The sequence below is a fragment of the Sphingomonas sp. CFBP 13733 genome, from assembly GCF_014841795.1.
Taxonomy (GTDB): domain Bacteria; phylum Pseudomonadota; class Alphaproteobacteria; order Sphingomonadales; family Sphingomonadaceae; genus Sphingomonas; species Sphingomonas aerolata.
Genome location: NZ_JACYUP010000002.1, coordinates 533,762 through 547,887, shown reverse-complemented (window position 1 = coordinate 547,887; position 14,126 = coordinate 533,762). Strand labels below are relative to the sequence as shown.

General features: G+C 69.1%; 13 protein-coding genes. 1 reads left to right on the top strand and 12 read right to left on the bottom strand.

Going from position 1 to position 14,126, the window contains the following annotated elements; genetic code table 11:
• Positions 1-16 precede the first annotated feature (16 nt).
• The 9 genes from tatB to IFT71_RS06675 all read right to left on the bottom strand — a co-directional run bounded on the left by tatB (position 17) and on the right by IFT71_RS06675 (position 8,445).
• A complete protein-coding gene (gene tatB, locus IFT71_RS06715; protein ID WP_192139826.1) occupies positions 17-529 on the bottom strand; it encodes a Sec-independent protein translocase protein TatB in 513 nt (170 codons plus the stop codon).
• A 49-nt stretch (positions 530-578) separates the two neighbouring features.
• Positions 579-818 (bottom strand): twin-arginine translocase TatA/TatE family subunit, encoded by a 240-nt coding sequence (locus IFT71_RS06710; protein ID WP_031394888.1) that lies wholly within the window; start codon positions 816-818, stop codon positions 579-581.
• Positions 819-846: 28 nt separating this feature from the next.
• Complete coding sequence (scpB, locus tag IFT71_RS06705) at positions 847-1,458, bottom strand: SMC-Scp complex subunit ScpB (protein ID WP_192139824.1); 612 nt, start codon at positions 1,456-1,458, stop codon at positions 847-849.
• Positions 1,455-2,213 carry a segregation and condensation protein A gene (locus tag IFT71_RS06700; protein WP_244654790.1) on the bottom strand — a complete coding sequence of 253 codons (759 nt, stop codon included), beginning with the start codon at positions 2,211-2,213 and terminating at the stop codon, positions 1,455-1,457. Before IFT71_RS06700 ends, scpB begins: the two co-directional genes overlap by 4 nt.
• A 33-nt stretch (positions 2,214-2,246) precedes the next feature.
• Entirely contained in the window at positions 2,247-3,269 is a 1,023-nt protein-coding gene (locus tag IFT71_RS06695; protein ID WP_192139822.1) for a glycoside hydrolase family 3 protein, read from the bottom strand.
• A gap of 59 nt (positions 3,270-3,328) precedes the next feature.
• Complete coding sequence (locus IFT71_RS06690) at positions 3,329-4,054, bottom strand: SPOR domain-containing protein (protein ID WP_107045989.1); 726 nt, start codon at positions 4,052-4,054, stop codon at positions 3,329-3,331.
• Positions 4,054-5,778, bottom strand: a complete 1,725-nt coding sequence (argS, locus tag IFT71_RS06685; protein ID WP_037530972.1) for an arginine--tRNA ligase — start codon at positions 5,776-5,778, stop codon at positions 4,054-4,056. The genes IFT71_RS06690 and argS overlap by 1 nt, the downstream gene beginning before the upstream one ends.
• 78 nt (positions 5,779-5,856) lie before the next feature.
• The gene (locus tag IFT71_RS06680) at positions 5,857-7,011 is read right to left on the bottom strand and encodes a DUF1501 domain-containing protein (protein ID WP_192139820.1); all 1,155 of its coding nucleotides are present in this window, start codon (positions 7,009-7,011) and stop codon (positions 5,857-5,859) included.
• Between the two features lie 3 nt (positions 7,012-7,014).
• Positions 7,015-8,445 (bottom strand): DUF1800 domain-containing protein, encoded by a 1,431-nt coding sequence (locus IFT71_RS06675; RefSeq protein ID WP_192139818.1) that lies wholly within the window; start codon positions 8,443-8,445, stop codon positions 7,015-7,017.
• Between the two features lie 206 nt (positions 8,446-8,651).
• Between IFT71_RS06675 and IFT71_RS06670 the strand changes: the two genes are divergently transcribed.
• Positions 8,652-8,945 carry a hypothetical protein gene (locus IFT71_RS06670; protein ID WP_037531548.1) on the top strand — a complete coding sequence of 98 codons (294 nt, stop codon included), beginning with the start codon at positions 8,652-8,654 and terminating at the stop codon, positions 8,943-8,945.
• 58 nt (positions 8,946-9,003) lie between these two features.
• Here the strand turns inward: IFT71_RS06670 and IFT71_RS06665 are convergent, their stop codons facing one another.
• The 3 genes from IFT71_RS06665 to ftsZ form a co-directional block, all read right to left on the bottom strand.
• Positions 9,004-10,170, bottom strand: coding sequence for a deoxyguanosinetriphosphate triphosphohydrolase (locus IFT71_RS06665; protein ID WP_192139816.1), 1,167 nt, complete (start codon positions 10,168-10,170; stop codon positions 9,004-9,006).
• On the bottom strand, positions 10,167-12,353 hold the full coding sequence (locus IFT71_RS21380; RefSeq protein WP_192139813.1) for an SPOR domain-containing protein: 2,187 nt from the start codon (positions 12,351-12,353) through the stop codon (positions 10,167-10,169). Before IFT71_RS21380 ends, IFT71_RS06665 begins: the two co-directional genes overlap by 4 nt.
• A gap of 112 nt (positions 12,354-12,465) precedes the next feature.
• Complete coding sequence (ftsZ, locus tag IFT71_RS06655) at positions 12,466-14,073, bottom strand: cell division protein FtsZ (protein WP_192139811.1); 1,608 nt, start codon at positions 14,071-14,073, stop codon at positions 12,466-12,468.
• Between the last annotated feature and the right edge of the window lie 53 nt (positions 14,074-14,126).

Here is a 14,126-nt window from a genome sequence, read left to right as displayed (position 1 = left end):
GCAGTCTGGAAGTCGGTCACGACGACGCTACGTCGGACTTGCCCGTCCGCGCGTCGGACGGCGTGGCAGCCGGTACGGCGTGTTCGTGCCGATCCTGCCCGGGCGTCGCGTCGACGCTGTCCCGGTAATCCGGGGCCGGCGCTTCGATATCGAGGCCAGCCGGCGCCGGCTTATCCGCCGAGGGCCCGGATGCCGGGAGCACGGCGGGTTTCTCGACCATCACGGGTTCGGACGACGGCAGATCGTGATGGATGTCGGGTTCGGGCGAATGGACGATCTGTGCGGTGTCGGTCGGCGGGTGCTCACGCATGATCCGCTCATTCTCCGACGCCCAGCGCTTTTCCATTTCTTCGAGCTCCGCCTCGCGGACCATCGAGTCGAAGCCCGACCGGAATTGGCGCGCGACGCCGCGCGCCTTGCCGACCCAATAGCCGACGACGCGCATCGCCTTGGGCAGGTCCTTCGGACCGATCACGACGAGCGCGACGAATGCCACGAGCAGGAATTCGGACGGAGCGATATCGAACATTCAGGCGCGCCTATCTGGACCCGTCGAGTCTGGGAACGTCAAGCGGGGCTCAGCGGTCTTCGCGGACGCGATTGCCATCGCGATCGAAGGCCGGATCGGCGGTCTTCTGGGCTTCGATACGCGCGGATGGCTTGGCCGGCGTCTCGTCGTCAGGCTCGGCCATGCCCTTCTTGAAGTTCTTAACGCCCTTGGCAACGTCGCCCATCAGGCTGGAAAACCGACCGCCGCCCAGAAGGAGGATCGCGACGACCGCAAGAACGAGCAGATGGATCGGGCTAAATCCGCCCATGACAATTCTCCTGAAAACCTGCCTCTATCTAGGCGTCATCGTCACGCTTTGCCACAGTGCTTTCATGGCTGCCGCGATCTGTACGGTCCTCGACGTTGACATCGACCGGATCCAGCAGCCCCGCAGCGCGCAGATCGTCGATCCCTGGCAGGTCGCGACGGGTCTTCAGCCCGAAATGCACCAGGAACTCGGCGGTCGTGGCATAGAGCAAGGGTCGCCCCGGGACCTCGCGCCGCCCCGCGGGCCGGACCCAGTCCGCCTCCATCAGCACGTCGAGCACGCCCTTAGAGATCTGCACGCCGCGGATCGCCTCGATCTCGGCGCGGGTGACGGGCTCGTGATAGGCGATGATCGCCAGCGTCTCGATCCCCGCCCGGCTCAGTCGCCGCGGCTCTTCGGATTCGCGACGCAGCACATGGGCAAGGTCGGGCGCGGTCTGGAACTGCCACCGATCCCCGCGCCGGACGATATTGAAGCCGCGCCCCGTATAGTCCTCGACCAGCACCTCGATCGCGGCGCGGACGTCCCGCGCCGTCGCGATCGCCCCGACATGCGCGCGGATCGCATCGAGCGTCAGCGGCGTGTCGGCGGCGAACAGCACCGCTTCGACCGCGCGGACGAGCGTATCGGGCCGCGTCATGCCGGCGTGGCGCGCAAATAGAGCGGGGCAAAGGGCGCCGCCTGTCGCAGCTCGACACGCCCCTGCCGCGCCAGTTCGAGCGCCGCGACGAAACTCGACGCCAGGGCCGACCGACGAAACCGCTCCGCGCCGGGCACGACCGCGGATGCAGGCAGGAACGCCTCAATCCTGCTCCAGTCGAGCCGCTCGCCGACCATCATCGACACGCGCTCGAGCGCCGCCTCGAGCGTCATGACCGCGCGGTCCACCACCACGTGCATCACCGGCCGGGTGCGCCCCGATACACGCCCATAGGCCGCGATCAGGTCGAAGATCTCCGCCGTCCAGATCGCCTTGCGGACCGTCCGCAGCCCCTCGGGCGCGCCGCGAACGAACACGTCGCGCCCCGTCCTGTCGCATGCCATCAACCGCGCCCCCGCCTCGCGCATCGCATCGAGCCGCTCGAGCCGGTGCTGGAGCCGCCGCGCGAGGTCGTCCGGATCGGGCTCGACCGACGGATCGCGGGGCAGCAGCAGCGCCGACTTCAGATAGGCCAGCCACGCCGCCATCACGAGATAATCCGCGGCGAGTTCGAGTTTGAGCGTGTGCGCATCATCGACATAAGCGAGATATTGCTCGACCAGCGACAGGATCGAGATCTTCCGCAGATCGACCCGCTGCGCGCGCGCGAGCGACAGCAGCAGGTCGAGCGGTCCCTCCCATCCATCCAGATCCAGCGTCAGCTGTGCATCGTCCATCCGCGCTGCGTACAGCATCCGCGCATCCGTCGCAGCCCGCTCGTGAAGCGATCAGTCTCCGGTAGGGTCCTGCATGGCCCGGTCGAGCAGCGCATCCCGGGTCGCGATCAGATCGTCGAACCGTCCCTGTGCGGGGCCCACCGACGCCATCGCGCGATCGAGACGGGCTCGCGCCACCGCGGAGATCGGACCCAGCCGGCCGGCAATCTCGACCATCTCGTCCATGCGCGCCCAGCAGTCGAGGACGAGGTCGCACCCTGCTGCGATCGCGCCGGCTGCCTTGTCGCCCGCGGTGCCCGACAGCGCCTTCATGTCGATGTCGTCGGTCATCAGCAGGCCGTCGAAGCCGATGCGGTCGCGGATGATCCGGTCGATGACAATTGGCGACAGCGTCGCCGGGCGATCCGCATCCCACGCGTCGAAGACGATATGCGACGTCATGCCCATCGGCGCCTGGTTGAGCGTGCGGAACGGCTCGATATCGACCTCGAGCTCGGCATCGGTGGCGGTGACGGTGGGCAGGTGATGATGCGTGTCGACGCGCGCGCGGCCATGGCCGGGCATGTGCTTGACGACCCCGACAACACCGCCCGCGGCCAGCCCCTCCAGCGTGGCACGCCCGAGCGCTGCGACGCGCATCGGATCGGACCCAAACGCACGCGAGGCAACCGCCTCGGTCGTGTCGGGTTGCGCGACGTCGAGCAGCGGCAGGCAGTCGACCGTGATCCCGACCTCGCTCAGCATCACCCCGAGCGCCTGGGCGTTCGCGCGCGCCGCCTGGATCGCGGTCATCGGCGCGCGGTCATACGCCGCGTCGAATACCGGTCCCGCGGGAAAACTCGGCCATTCGGGTGGCCCCATCCGGGCGACGCGCCCGCCCTCCTGATCGATCAGGATCGCCAGATCGTCGCGCCCCGCCAGCGCACGGAGCGACTCCGTCAGCGCGCGCAGCTGGGCACGATCGACGACGTTGCGTTTGAACAGGATATATCCGGCCGGTACGCACTCGGCAAAGAATGCGCGTTCCTGCGGGGTGAGCACGGGGCCGGACAGGCCGAAGATGACGGGCTTCATGCGCCTCGCCTAGCGAACCGCCCCTGCGTCGTCACGTTCAACCTGCCGCAGCGCGACGATCAGCTGGCGACGAAGCAGGTCTCGCCGGCGACACGCAACCGTCCGCAGATATCAGCGGCCTGGTTCGCGCTGCCCGCATCGACGCGCAACCGGTACAGCGTGTTGCCACCGCGTGCGACCGGCTCGACGAACTTGTTCAGCGGCGCGAGATAGCTGAAGCGCTTGGCGAAGTTGGTCCATGCCGAATTGGCCACCGCAGCACTCGGAAAGGCACCGAGCTGGACGAGCGATCCGCTCGCGACGGGGCCCGCCGCTGCCGGCCGCGCCTGCAGCGGCGGGGCCGCGACCAGCCGGCCGCCCGATGCGGGCACCTGCGCCACCGCGTTGCGGCCGGCGGGATCGTCCGCCCCCGTCGACGTCGCTACTGCACGGCGACCGGCAACCGGCGCCTCGGGCACGCCCGTCAGGTCGATCGCACCATTGCCGGCACCCTTGCCCGCGCTGGTGGCGATCGCGCTGTCGCCTTCGCCATTGACCTTGAGGCCGCCGACCGCATCCGGCTTCACCTTGTACGGCGTCGCGGGCGCGGCGATCAGCTGGCCGTCGCCCGACGGCACGCGGTTCTGCAGCGTGTAGACCCCGAAGATGATCGCCGCGAGCAGACCCAGCCCCAGCACAACCAGCGCGACGACACGCGCGATCGGCGGGCCGTCACGATCGTCCGACTCGATCGTCTCCAGCCAGGGCAGTCGATCTTCCTCGCGCAGGTTCATCTCGTCGGCCATCAGTTCAACTCCGAAACCGCCTCGACGCCCATGATGGCAAGGCCGTTGCGGATGATCTGCCCGATTGCGTCCGCCAAGAAAAGCCGTGCCGCCGTGGCGCCGGGATCCTCGACCACCAGGAAGCGCCGCTCGGGCCGATCGTTGCCGACATTCCACAGCGCATGGAACGCTGCGGCCAAGTCGTAGAGATAGAACGCGATCCGGTGCGGCTCGCGCGCCGTAGCGGCGGTTTCGACGATTCGCGGGAACTGGCTGGCGAGCTTCATCAGCGCGAGCTCGTCCGTATCAAGCCGGGACAGGTCCGCCTCGATCGCGGCGATTCCCGCCTCGTCCGCGCGCCGGTGCAGCGACGCGATCCGTGCATGCGCATATTGGACGTAGAAGACCGGATTATCCTTCGACGCCTCGACCACCTTGGCAAAGTCGAAATCCATCTGCGCGTCCGACCGCCGCGTCAGCATCGTAAAGCGCACGACATCCTTGCCGACCTCGTTCACGACATCGGCCAGCGTGACGAAATTGCCCGACCGCTTCGACATCTTCACCGGCTCGCCGTTGCGCAGCAGCCGGACCATCTGGACCAGCTTGACGTCGAACCGAGTCTTGCCGCCGGTCAGCGCGGCCACGCCCGCGACGATCCGCTTGACCGTGCCACCGTGATCCGCGCCCCAGATGTCGATCAGCTGGTCGGCGGTCTGGCTCTTCTGGAAATGATAGGCGAGATCGGCACCGAAATAGGTCCACGACCCGTTCGACTTCTTGATCGGCCGATCCTGGTCGTCGCCGAACTGCGTCGAGCGGAACAGCGGCAGCTCGACCGGTTCCCAGTCGTCCGCCATCTCGCCCTTGGGCGCCTCAAGCACGCCGTCATAGACCAGATCGCGCGACCGCAACTCGGCCTCCGCGGCCTCGGGCTTGCCGAGCGCCTGCAGTTCGGCCTCCGACGAAAACACCTCATGCTCGATCCCGAGCAGCGCGAGATCGGCGCGGATCATCACCATCATCGCCGCGACCGCGCGCGTCCGGAACATCGCCAGCCAGTCGCTTTCGGGCGCGCCGACGAACCGGTCGCCATATTCGCTCGCCAGCGCCTGCCCGATCGGCACGAGGTAATCGCCGGGATACAGGCCCTCGGGGATCGTCACCGTCTCGCCCAGCGCCTCGCGGTACCGCAGGTGGACCGAGCGTGCGAGCACGTCGACCTGGCCGCCGGCATCGTTGACATAATATTCGCGGATCACCCGGTGGCCGGCGAATTCGAGCAGGCTGGCCAGCGCGTCGCCGACCACTGCGCCACGGCAATGCCCCATGTGCATCGGTCCGGTCGGGTTCGCCGACACATATTCGATGTTGACGGTGATCCCGTCGCCCAGCGTCGAGCGCCCGTAATCGGCGCCCGCGACCGGCACCGCGGCCAACTCGCCGCGCCAGGCATCGTCGGTCAGCTTCATGTTGATAAAGCCCGGTCCCGCCACGCTCGCGCTGTCGACGGACTCGATCTTGCCGAGTTCGACGACCAGCGCATCCGCCAGCACGCGCGGGTTGGTCTTGGCGGGCTTGGCCAGCACCATCGCCGCATTGGTCGCGAGATCGCCGTGGCTTGCATCGCGCGGCGGCTCGACCGTCACGTTTTTGCGGTCGAGCCCGGCCGGCAACAGTCCCGCCTCGGTCAGCGTGTCGAGCGCCGCATCGATATGCGCGGCGAAGCGGGTATAGAGCGTCATGACAATTCCGGTATCGTAAGGAAGCGGGGGCTCTAGCCCAAAGCAGGGCCGGGCTCAATTCATCCCGCACCGGCCCGGTCAGGTGCGGACCAGCCCCTCGATCGCCAGGGTCCGTGCGCTGGCCGGGAACAGCGTCGCCATCGCGCGGCCGGGCTCGACGCCGAAATGCGCGGCGACCGCACCGCCGATGAACGCGTCGAGCGCCATCGTCGGCCTGAGGTCGCGCCCGTCGTAAAGCGCCCCTGCCCCCAGCCCCGGCCAGTCAGCGATCACGCGCCCGCCCGCGACCCCGCCGCCCAGCACCATCGCCGACGCGCCCGTCCCGTGATCGGTGCCGCCGGTCCCGTTGACCGCGACGGTCCGCCCGAACTCGGTCGCGACAAGCACCATCGTCTCCGCCCATAGCGGCCCAAGCCCCGTCTGCAACGCGCCGATCATCGCATCGAGGCCCTTCAGTTGAGCCGCGAGACGTCCGCGCTGGCCGGCATGCGTGTCCCAGCCGCCGGTCTCGATCATCGCGATCCGTGCGCCGTTCTCGGGCACGATCAGGCGCGCGGCGAGCGTGCCCGTCGCCGCCGCATTCTGGCCGTTCGCCGCGGCGAGGTCGCTGGTCAACGTCCGTGTCGCCATCGCCTCGCTCCACAGGCCATGAAGCTGCGCGTCGCCCTGATACAGCATCGCGACGCGCTGGAGCAGGTCATCGGACGCATCGGGCAGGTTGGACGGCGCATAGGAGGCGACCTCCCGGCGGCCGCGCAGCGCCATCGGCACGGTCGCGGCGACCGCGATGCCACGCGCCGAATCCGCTGGCAGCAGGTCGAGCAAGCGATTGAGCCACCCGTCCTTGACCTGATAGGCGGTGGCGCCGCCCGTCTCGAGGACGTTCTGCCCATCGAAGTGCGATCGATCGCGATAGGGGGACGCGATCGCATGCGCGAACACCGCCTCCTTGCGCGCATAGAGGCTAGCGGTCGTCGCGAGCGCGGGATGCAAAGTGAACAAGCCGTCGAGCCTGGTGCCGGACGCGAAGTCCGCGGCGAGATCGCCGCGAACGCCTGCAAAGGCCGGGTCGCCGACCGCACCGATCGTCCCCAGCCCGTCGGCCGCGCCACGCTGGATGATGAAGACGAACCGCTTGGCGGTGGCGGCGCGGGCAAAGGCCATGCGCGGTGCAAAGGCGCTGGCGAGGCCGCCGAGCATGGCGGAGGTGATGACGTGACGACGGTCGAGCATGGCTTATCTCCGCATCGATTCGGGTGCGACGAGCAGCAGCGCGAGCGCCTGCCCGGGGCTTTCGGCGCGCGCCAGCGCCTCGGTCGTGGCGGCGCTCACCGATCCGGGGAACAGCGTCGCTGCCAGTCTGCGGGCATCGATCGCCCCGCCCGCGCGCGACGCGAACCGCTCCGCCGCCTCGACCCGGCGCATTATCGCATCGGGCCCCGCCCAGCTCGCGGCGATATCGTCATAGCCGGCCGGCTGCCCGGGCTTCCACACCGGCTGGCCAAGCTGCGTCAGCAGGCCGGCGATCGCCCCCGGCTGAACACTGGTCATGCCCAGCGCGCGCATCGCCGCGATCGACCATTCCCAGGGCGTCTTGAATTTCACCGGCGTCTCGATCCAGGCCTCGGGCGATGCGATCAGCGCGCGGTACACGCTCGGCAGGTCGCCGCCGGTTTCGAGGAACACCGCACGCAAGCGTGCGACCATCGCCGGCGGCGGCACGTCACCGGCGAAATGCCGGGCGAGCTTGGTCGCGACGTGCATCGCGGTCGCCGGGTTCACTGCGAGGTCGCGCAAGACAGCCCCCGCCTGATCCTCGCCATCCTCGGCATAATGTTTTCCCAGCACGGTTCGCACGCCGGGTTCGTGGACCGCCGCCGCGAACCGGAACCGCCCCGCCGGGCCCTGATCCCGCCCGCCGCCACGTCCCAGGCCCGCCACCGTCCACCCCGTCATCGCTCGAGCGAGTTCGGTGACGTCGCCCTGGCCATAGCCGGTGCGCACCCCCAGTGTGTGCAGCTCGAGGATTTCGCGGGCGAGGTTTTCGTTCAGCCCGACCTTGCGCCCGCCCCGCGCCGCGACCCGCATGCCGAGTGCGCTGCTCGGGCCGACCGATACCGCCTGGTCGAGATAGAGCAGCATCGCCGGGTGCCGTTCGACCGCCGCCAGCATGTCACCGAACCGGCCCAGCACGTGCGGCCGGATTGCCTCGAACTCGAGCGTCCCCGCCAGCCCGACCACCGTCAGCCGGTCGGCCGACACCGCAAAGTGATTCGCCCAGAAATGCACCAGCCGCTCGACGAACGGAGTCTGCGTGGTGAGCGCGGCGATCGCGCGCGCGGCAACCGCAGCACCGTAATCGTCCCGCGCCTGCTTCCCAATCGCCTGCCGTGCGGCCCGCACCGGGTCGCTGCGCACCGGCGGTGTCGCCGGCGCGGTGCGCATGGCATCCGGCGGCGGTGCGGCCGCGCGAGCCGCACGTTGCGCTTGCTGATAGCTGGCGAGATCGGTTGCAACGCGCGCGCTGTCAGGGGCGGCGGCAATCGCCGGCGGGCGGATCGCAAACGCCGGCATCTGCGCCGATAGCCAGTCCCTGCCGTTACCGACCACGTCATCGGGTCGCGCACCAATTCCGAACCGGTTCAATGCGATGCTCGCCTGCGTCATCCGTCATCTCCTGCAGTCTCGTCCTAGCCCGGGAGTGTCGCAGGATTATGCCAATCGCGGCGCCAATGGTTGCCGTGCACGCCGTGCAAGTGCGACGGACTCCTTTGCAATTGCTGCTTATGCTGCACCGCAATATCTTCTGGGCATCAAAGCTGGGTGACCACCCGATTGCGCCCGGTACGATCTTTCACTGCGGAGCACATATCATGCGCAAGACCGTATACGTCCTCGCCGCCGCGGCGGCCGCCCTCACCTCGACGATCGGCATGGCCAAGGAAGCCAAGCAGTCCTTCGAGTATGAAGGCAGCACCTATGTCTACACCAGCAGCGTCGAGAACGGCCGCCAGGTCATCAACGGCCGCCGCTTCCCGTCGGGCCAGGCGTTTCACCTGATCGTGCGCGGCGACCGCGTGTCGGGTACGGCGGGCGGCGTGCCGGTCGCCTTCGCGACGACCGAAGCATCGGGCGCGGCCGGCGGTATCGCCGCCGTCGCACGCTAAGACGCTGACGGCTGAGCCGATTTCGCGTGGACATTGATCCCGCGAAATCGGCCGGGCTTCAGAACCCCTCGGGCAGATCGATCGGCCCGACCAGCTCGCGATAGCGCGAGATGGCATAGCGATCGGTCATGCCGGCGATGAAGTCGGCGATGTGCCGGCTGCGATCCGGATCCGCCTCGGGCAGGCGCTCGCGCCACTCCGCGGGGATCGTGCCGGGATCGTTCTTGTAGACCGCGAACAGCCCGGTCACGATCCCGTGCGCGGCATCGGCCGCGGCGATCTGGCGCGGATGGTGATAGAGGTTCGCGTACATGAACCGCTTCAGATCGCGCTCTTCCTCGCGCATCGCATCGGAAAATCCGACAAGGCATTCGCCCGCGTCGCGCACGTCCTCGACGCTGGTGACGCCGCTCGCCGCGATCCGGCGACGCGTTTCGGCGATCAGGTCGTTGGCCATCGTGCCGATCTGCGAGCGCACCAGTTCACCCATCAGTCGCTTCGGCTCGACATCGGGGAAGCGCGCGCAGGTATCGTCCCAGCCGCGCGCGATCAGCGGGACCGCCATCAACTGATCGAGCGTCAGCAATCCCGCGCGCAGCCCGTCGTCAATGTCGTGATTGTCATAGGCGATGTCGTCGGCGATCGCCGCGACCTGTGCCTCGAGCGACGAGAAGCTCGTGAGCGCAAGATCGAACGCCGAGTCCGCCACGCGCAGCGCCCAGCCGGGGTGGCGGACCGGCCCGTTATGCTTGGCCAGCCCCTCGAGCGTTTCCCAGGTCAGGTTCAGCCCATTCCAGCGCGGATAGGGGCGCTCGATCTCGGTGAGCGTCCGCAGCGTGTGGCCATTATGGTCGAACCCGCCCTGCCCGGTCAGCGCGATCTTCAGCGCATCCTCGCCGGCATGACCGAAGGGCGGATGGCCGATGTCGTGCGCCAGACACAGCGCCTCGGTCAGATCCTCGTTGAGCGCGAGCGTGCGGGCGACTGCACGGCCGATCTGCGCGACTTCGAGACTATGGGTCAGCCTGACGCGAAAATGATCGCCGTCGGGCGCCATGAAGACCTGCGTCTTGTGGCGCAGCCGGCGGAAGCTGATCGAGTGGATGATCCGGTCGCGATCACGCTGGAACGCGTCACGCGGCCCGCGGACGGTCCCGTTCTGTTCCTCGTGAAGCCGACCTTTGCTCCGCGCCGGGTCCGAGGCCCAGGGCGCACGCGCGCTCACTTGGCGGGCAACTTCGTAACCACCTGACCGGCATCGCTGGTGAAGGAGAAGGTCGAGACGCCCTCCTTGGCGAGCGCATTGACGAAGGTCCGCGCCTCCGCGGCGGTCTTGAACGGCCCTGCCAGCACGCGGTTCGTCGCGCCCCACGGCGCCGTCCAGCCGCCACGCGTTCCGACGACGGTCGGCGCCTTCGCCTTCACGCCCTTCCACGCCTTGGGCAGGTCACCCTCGGTCGCGCCGGTCGACACCTGGACCCAGATGCGCTCGGGGTTGGCGCGCGCGATCCGCTTCTCTTCTGCCGCTGCCTTGTCGGCGATCGCCTTCTTCTCGGCGGCGGCCTTCTTCTCGGCGGCAATCTTCTTGTCGGCGATCGCCTTGCGGTCGGCGATCTTCTTGTCCGCCGCCAGCTTCGCGCGCGCCGCCTTCGCATCGGCGAGCCGGGTCGCGGCAAGCGCCTCCGCCTCGGCTGCGGTATCGCGCTCCGCCTTGGCCTTCGCGTCGGCGAGCGCACGTGCGCCGGCGTCGTCGCCCGCGCCGACCCCGGCGGTCGTTGCCGGCACCACGGGTGCAGCCCGAGCGATCGGCGCGACGCCGAGTTCGGATGCCGGGATCGACAGCCCGGCAATGATTCGTGCGAGGATCGAATCCTCGCTGACGGGGATGGTCCGCCCGGTCACAGCAGGCGTGGCGGCGACCGCGACCTGCGTCGGGGTCGACGCGATGCCGGGCACAGCGGCGGGTGTCGTGGTCGGAACGGTCGTAGCGACGACACCCGATGCCGCTGGCGTGGTCGGGACAGCCGTCGATACCGGGGCCGTCGTAGTTCGCGGCATCACCGGCGGCGTCGTTCCGGCGGTCGTCGCCGGAGCGGTCGGCAACGCCGCCATCTGCGCGACAATCGCAGAGGGCAGCGCACCGGGCGTATCGGACGCGCGGGTCGGCGAAGACGCCGCCATGCTTGCCTGCGACGCACGGTTCGCGTCCGCGGCCGCGACCGACGTCGTCCGGGCCGGCAGGGGCTGGACAAAGGTCGATGTCGGCGCGGACGGGGCGAGCGTCGAAGCGGCGGCAGGAACGGTCGGCCGCTGGACCGGCTGTGCCGATGCCAGCAGCGCCGGCGGTTTCGGCAGCGGCTGGACCATGACCATCGGTGCGGACGCCTGCACGGTTGCCGCCGGGCGGACGGGCGAAGGCGTCGGGGCCGGAGTCGGCGCAGGGGTCGGCGTCGGCGTCACAGCGGCGACTTCGACGCGACCCGACCGTGCGGTCTTGTCGCGGCGTGCGGCCGATCGATCGGCGGCCGCCTTGGCACGGCCCGTCGGCTGGGGGGCGGGCTGCGGCTCGGCCGCCGCGAGCATCACCGGCGCGGTCGGATCGGCACCCAGTTGCGGCAGGACCGGCGCCATCCGCGCATCGGCGATCCGCTGCGGAGTCGCATGCACTTCGCCAAAATGCACCGCAAAGGCGCGATCTGCGGGTGCTAGCAACGGCAGACGCTGGAAGAAGGGCTGCAGACCGCGCGCCGCAGCCCCGGGCATCATCGTCGTGACGATCGTCTCTGCGCCGCGCACGTCGTTGTTCATCGCCAGGATGAACGCGCGCGCGCGCCACGCCCCACGGTCCTTCTTGAGGACCAGCGGGTCGAGCTGCTGCAGTGCCAGATCACGCTTGCCGGATATGCCGAGTGACAGGGCGTAACGCCGGACAGTCTCGTCATCGGGGGCATCGCGCAACGCGACACGATAGTCGCGCTGCGCCCGGTCCTGTTCGCCGATCAGGTCATAGGCCAGCCCGCGATCCGCGGCATAATAGCGCGGCTGGAGCCCGAACGCCTCGGCCTGCGCGAAATAGCGCAGCGCCTCGCCCGGTCGCTCGGAGCGGACCAGGATAGAGGCCATACCGGCCTTCACCCGCCCGTTGCGCGGATCGACCTTCTCGGCGCGCGCGAACAGCGCCGCGGCACCGCTCAGATCGCCGAGCCCGATCGACAGATCCCCCGCGCGGACCAGTGCATCGACGTTGCGGGGGTTTGACGCGAGCTGCCGCATCGTATCGCCGAGGCGATCCGCGTCGGTCGTTCCGGGCAGGGGCTGGACGACTTCCTGCGCCCGCGCGCCGCTTGGTACGGTGACCAGGACCAGCGCGAGCGCCGCGGTCAGGAGATGATGGGTCGGGAAGATCATGGGTGCCCGTAGCTAGACCCGAGCGCGCGGGAACGGGCAACATGTCGCAGCGCGCTACGCGCCAGGACGGGGCGCGCCGGCGACGAACCGGCGCGCCCCTTTGTGCAGGCCGTTACTGGTTGTTCTGGCGGTGCAGGAAGCGCGGAATGTCGAGCGGATCGGTCGGAGCCGTCTCGCCGTCTTCCTTGGCCGCGCCGCGCGCCGCATTCGACATGCGCTCGAACAGTGTACCACCGAGCTTGACGCGCGGCGTCGCCGGTGTGGCGGCCTCGGGCGCAGCTTCCGCACCCGGGGCGAGCCAGCGACGGCGTGCACCACCCTCGTCCGCAGCCGGCATCGGCGCCGGGGCCGCGGGCGTGGGAGCGGCATAACGATCGTCCGCGTAGGAGCGCGGCGGAGCCTGATAGGCAGGCGCCTGGGGCGTGCGCGCGGTCGGCTGCGGCGCAGGCTGAGCTTGGACCGGCGGCTGCACCGGGGCGGGTGCGGGCGCAGCCTGGGTCGGCGCGGGGGCATAGGACTGCGGTGCGGCCGGTGCGGCGGGGACCATCTTGTCCTGGCCCAGGACGAGTTCCTCGTCACCGGTGCCGGACTGTACCGCGTCCGCGCTCGACAGGTCGAGCGGGTCGTCGCCCGTGCCAGTCGTGCCGGTCGGTGCCGCGGGCTCGCTCGGACGGAACGACGTCGATTCGTCGTTCTTGCGGCCCATGCCGAAGCTGAACGAGCGCGTCGGTTCGGGCGCGACGGCGGGCTTTGCGTCCGCATCGATCCCGGTCGCGACGACCGAGACGCGGATCTTGCCTTCCAGCTCCTGGTTGAACGCCGAACCCCAGATGATGTTGGCATCGGGATCGACCAGGTCGCGGATGTGATTCGCGGCTTCGTCGACTTCGAGCAGGCGCATATCGTCGCCGCCGGTGATCGAGATGATCACGCCCTTGGCACCCTGCATGCTGACGCCGTCGAGCAGCGGGTTCGAGATCGCCTTCTGTGCCGCCTCTAGCGCGCGGTTGTCGCCGCTCGCCTCGCCGGTGCCCATCATCGCCTTGCCCATTTCCTGCATCACCGAACGGACGTCGGCGAAGTCGAGGTTGATGAGGCCGGGCATGACCATCAGGTCGGTGATGCTGCGGACGCCCTGCTGGAGGACCTCGTCCGCCATCGAGAACGCTTCCTTGAAGGTCGTGTTCGCGTTGGCGATCAGGAACAGGTTCTGGTTCGGGATGACGATCAGCGTATCGACGTACTTCTGCAGTTCCTCGATGCCGCCATCCGCCGACTTGGCGCGACGATTGCCCTCGAACGCGAACGGCTTGGTGACCACGCCGACGGTTAGGATGCCCATGTCGCGCGCCGCCTTGGCGATAACCGGGGCAGCACCCGTGCCCGTGCCGCCGCCCATGCCCGCGGTGATGAAGCACATGTGTGCGCCTTCGAGCATCTTGGCGAGCTGGTCGATCGTCTCCTCGGCGGCCGCGCGGCCGATCTCGGGACGGCTGCCGGCACCGAGGCCCTGCGTGATCTTGGTGCCCAGCTGGATCCGCTGCGGCGCGGTCGACTGCTTGAGCGCCTGCGCGTCGGTGTTGGCGACGAGGAAGTCGACGCCCTGGACGTCGGCCCTCATCATGTTCGCGATCGCGTTACCGCCCGCGCCACCGACCCCGATCACCGCGATGCGGGGGGCCAGCTCGTCCACTTCGGGACTCAGAAATTCGATGCTCATCGCCTGCTTCTCCGCCCATCCCGGTGATACGCTACGGCCGGGCCCCTGATTAA

What these genes read in the sequence shown, in the direction of transcription:
- IFT71_RS06675 (WP_192139818.1), bottom strand. Translation starts at nt 8,445, where the DNA reads ATGACGCAGGCGAGCATCGCATTGAACCGGTTCGGAATTGGTGCGCGA.
- IFT71_RS06670 (WP_037531548.1), top strand. Translation starts at nt 8,652, where the DNA reads ATGCGCAAGACCGTATACGTCCTCGCCGCCGCGGCGGCCGCCCTCACC.
- IFT71_RS06690 (WP_107045989.1), bottom strand. Translation starts at nt 4,054, where the DNA reads ATGGCCGACGAGATGAACCTGCGCGAGGAAGATCGACTGCCCTGGCTG.
- tatB (WP_192139826.1), bottom strand. Translation starts at nt 529, where the DNA reads ATGTTCGATATCGCTCCGTCCGAATTCCTGCTCGTGGCATTCGTCGCG.
- IFT71_RS21380 (WP_192139813.1), bottom strand. Translation starts at nt 12,353, where the DNA reads ATGATCTTCCCGACCCATCATCTCCTGACCGCGGCGCTCGCGCTGGTC.
- IFT71_RS06680 (WP_192139820.1), bottom strand. Translation starts at nt 7,011, where the DNA reads ATGCTCGACCGTCGTCACGTCATCACCTCCGCCATGCTCGGCGGCCTC.
- IFT71_RS06710 (WP_031394888.1), bottom strand. Translation starts at nt 818, where the DNA reads ATGGGCGGATTTAGCCCGATCCATCTGCTCGTTCTTGCGGTCGTCGCG.
- scpB (WP_192139824.1), bottom strand. Translation starts at nt 1,458, where the DNA reads ATGACGCGGCCCGATACGCTCGTCCGCGCGGTCGAAGCGGTGCTGTTC.
- ftsZ (WP_192139811.1), bottom strand. Translation starts at nt 14,073, where the DNA reads ATGAGCATCGAATTTCTGAGTCCCGAAGTGGACGAGCTGGCCCCCCGC.
- IFT71_RS06695 (WP_192139822.1), bottom strand. Translation starts at nt 3,269, where the DNA reads ATGAAGCCCGTCATCTTCGGCCTGTCCGGCCCCGTGCTCACCCCGCAG.
- IFT71_RS06700 (WP_244654790.1), bottom strand. Translation starts at nt 2,213, where the DNA reads ATGCTGTACGCAGCGCGGATGGACGATGCACAGCTGACGCTGGATCTG.
- argS (WP_037530972.1), bottom strand. Translation starts at nt 5,778, where the DNA reads ATGACGCTCTATACCCGCTTCGCCGCGCATATCGATGCGGCGCTCGAC.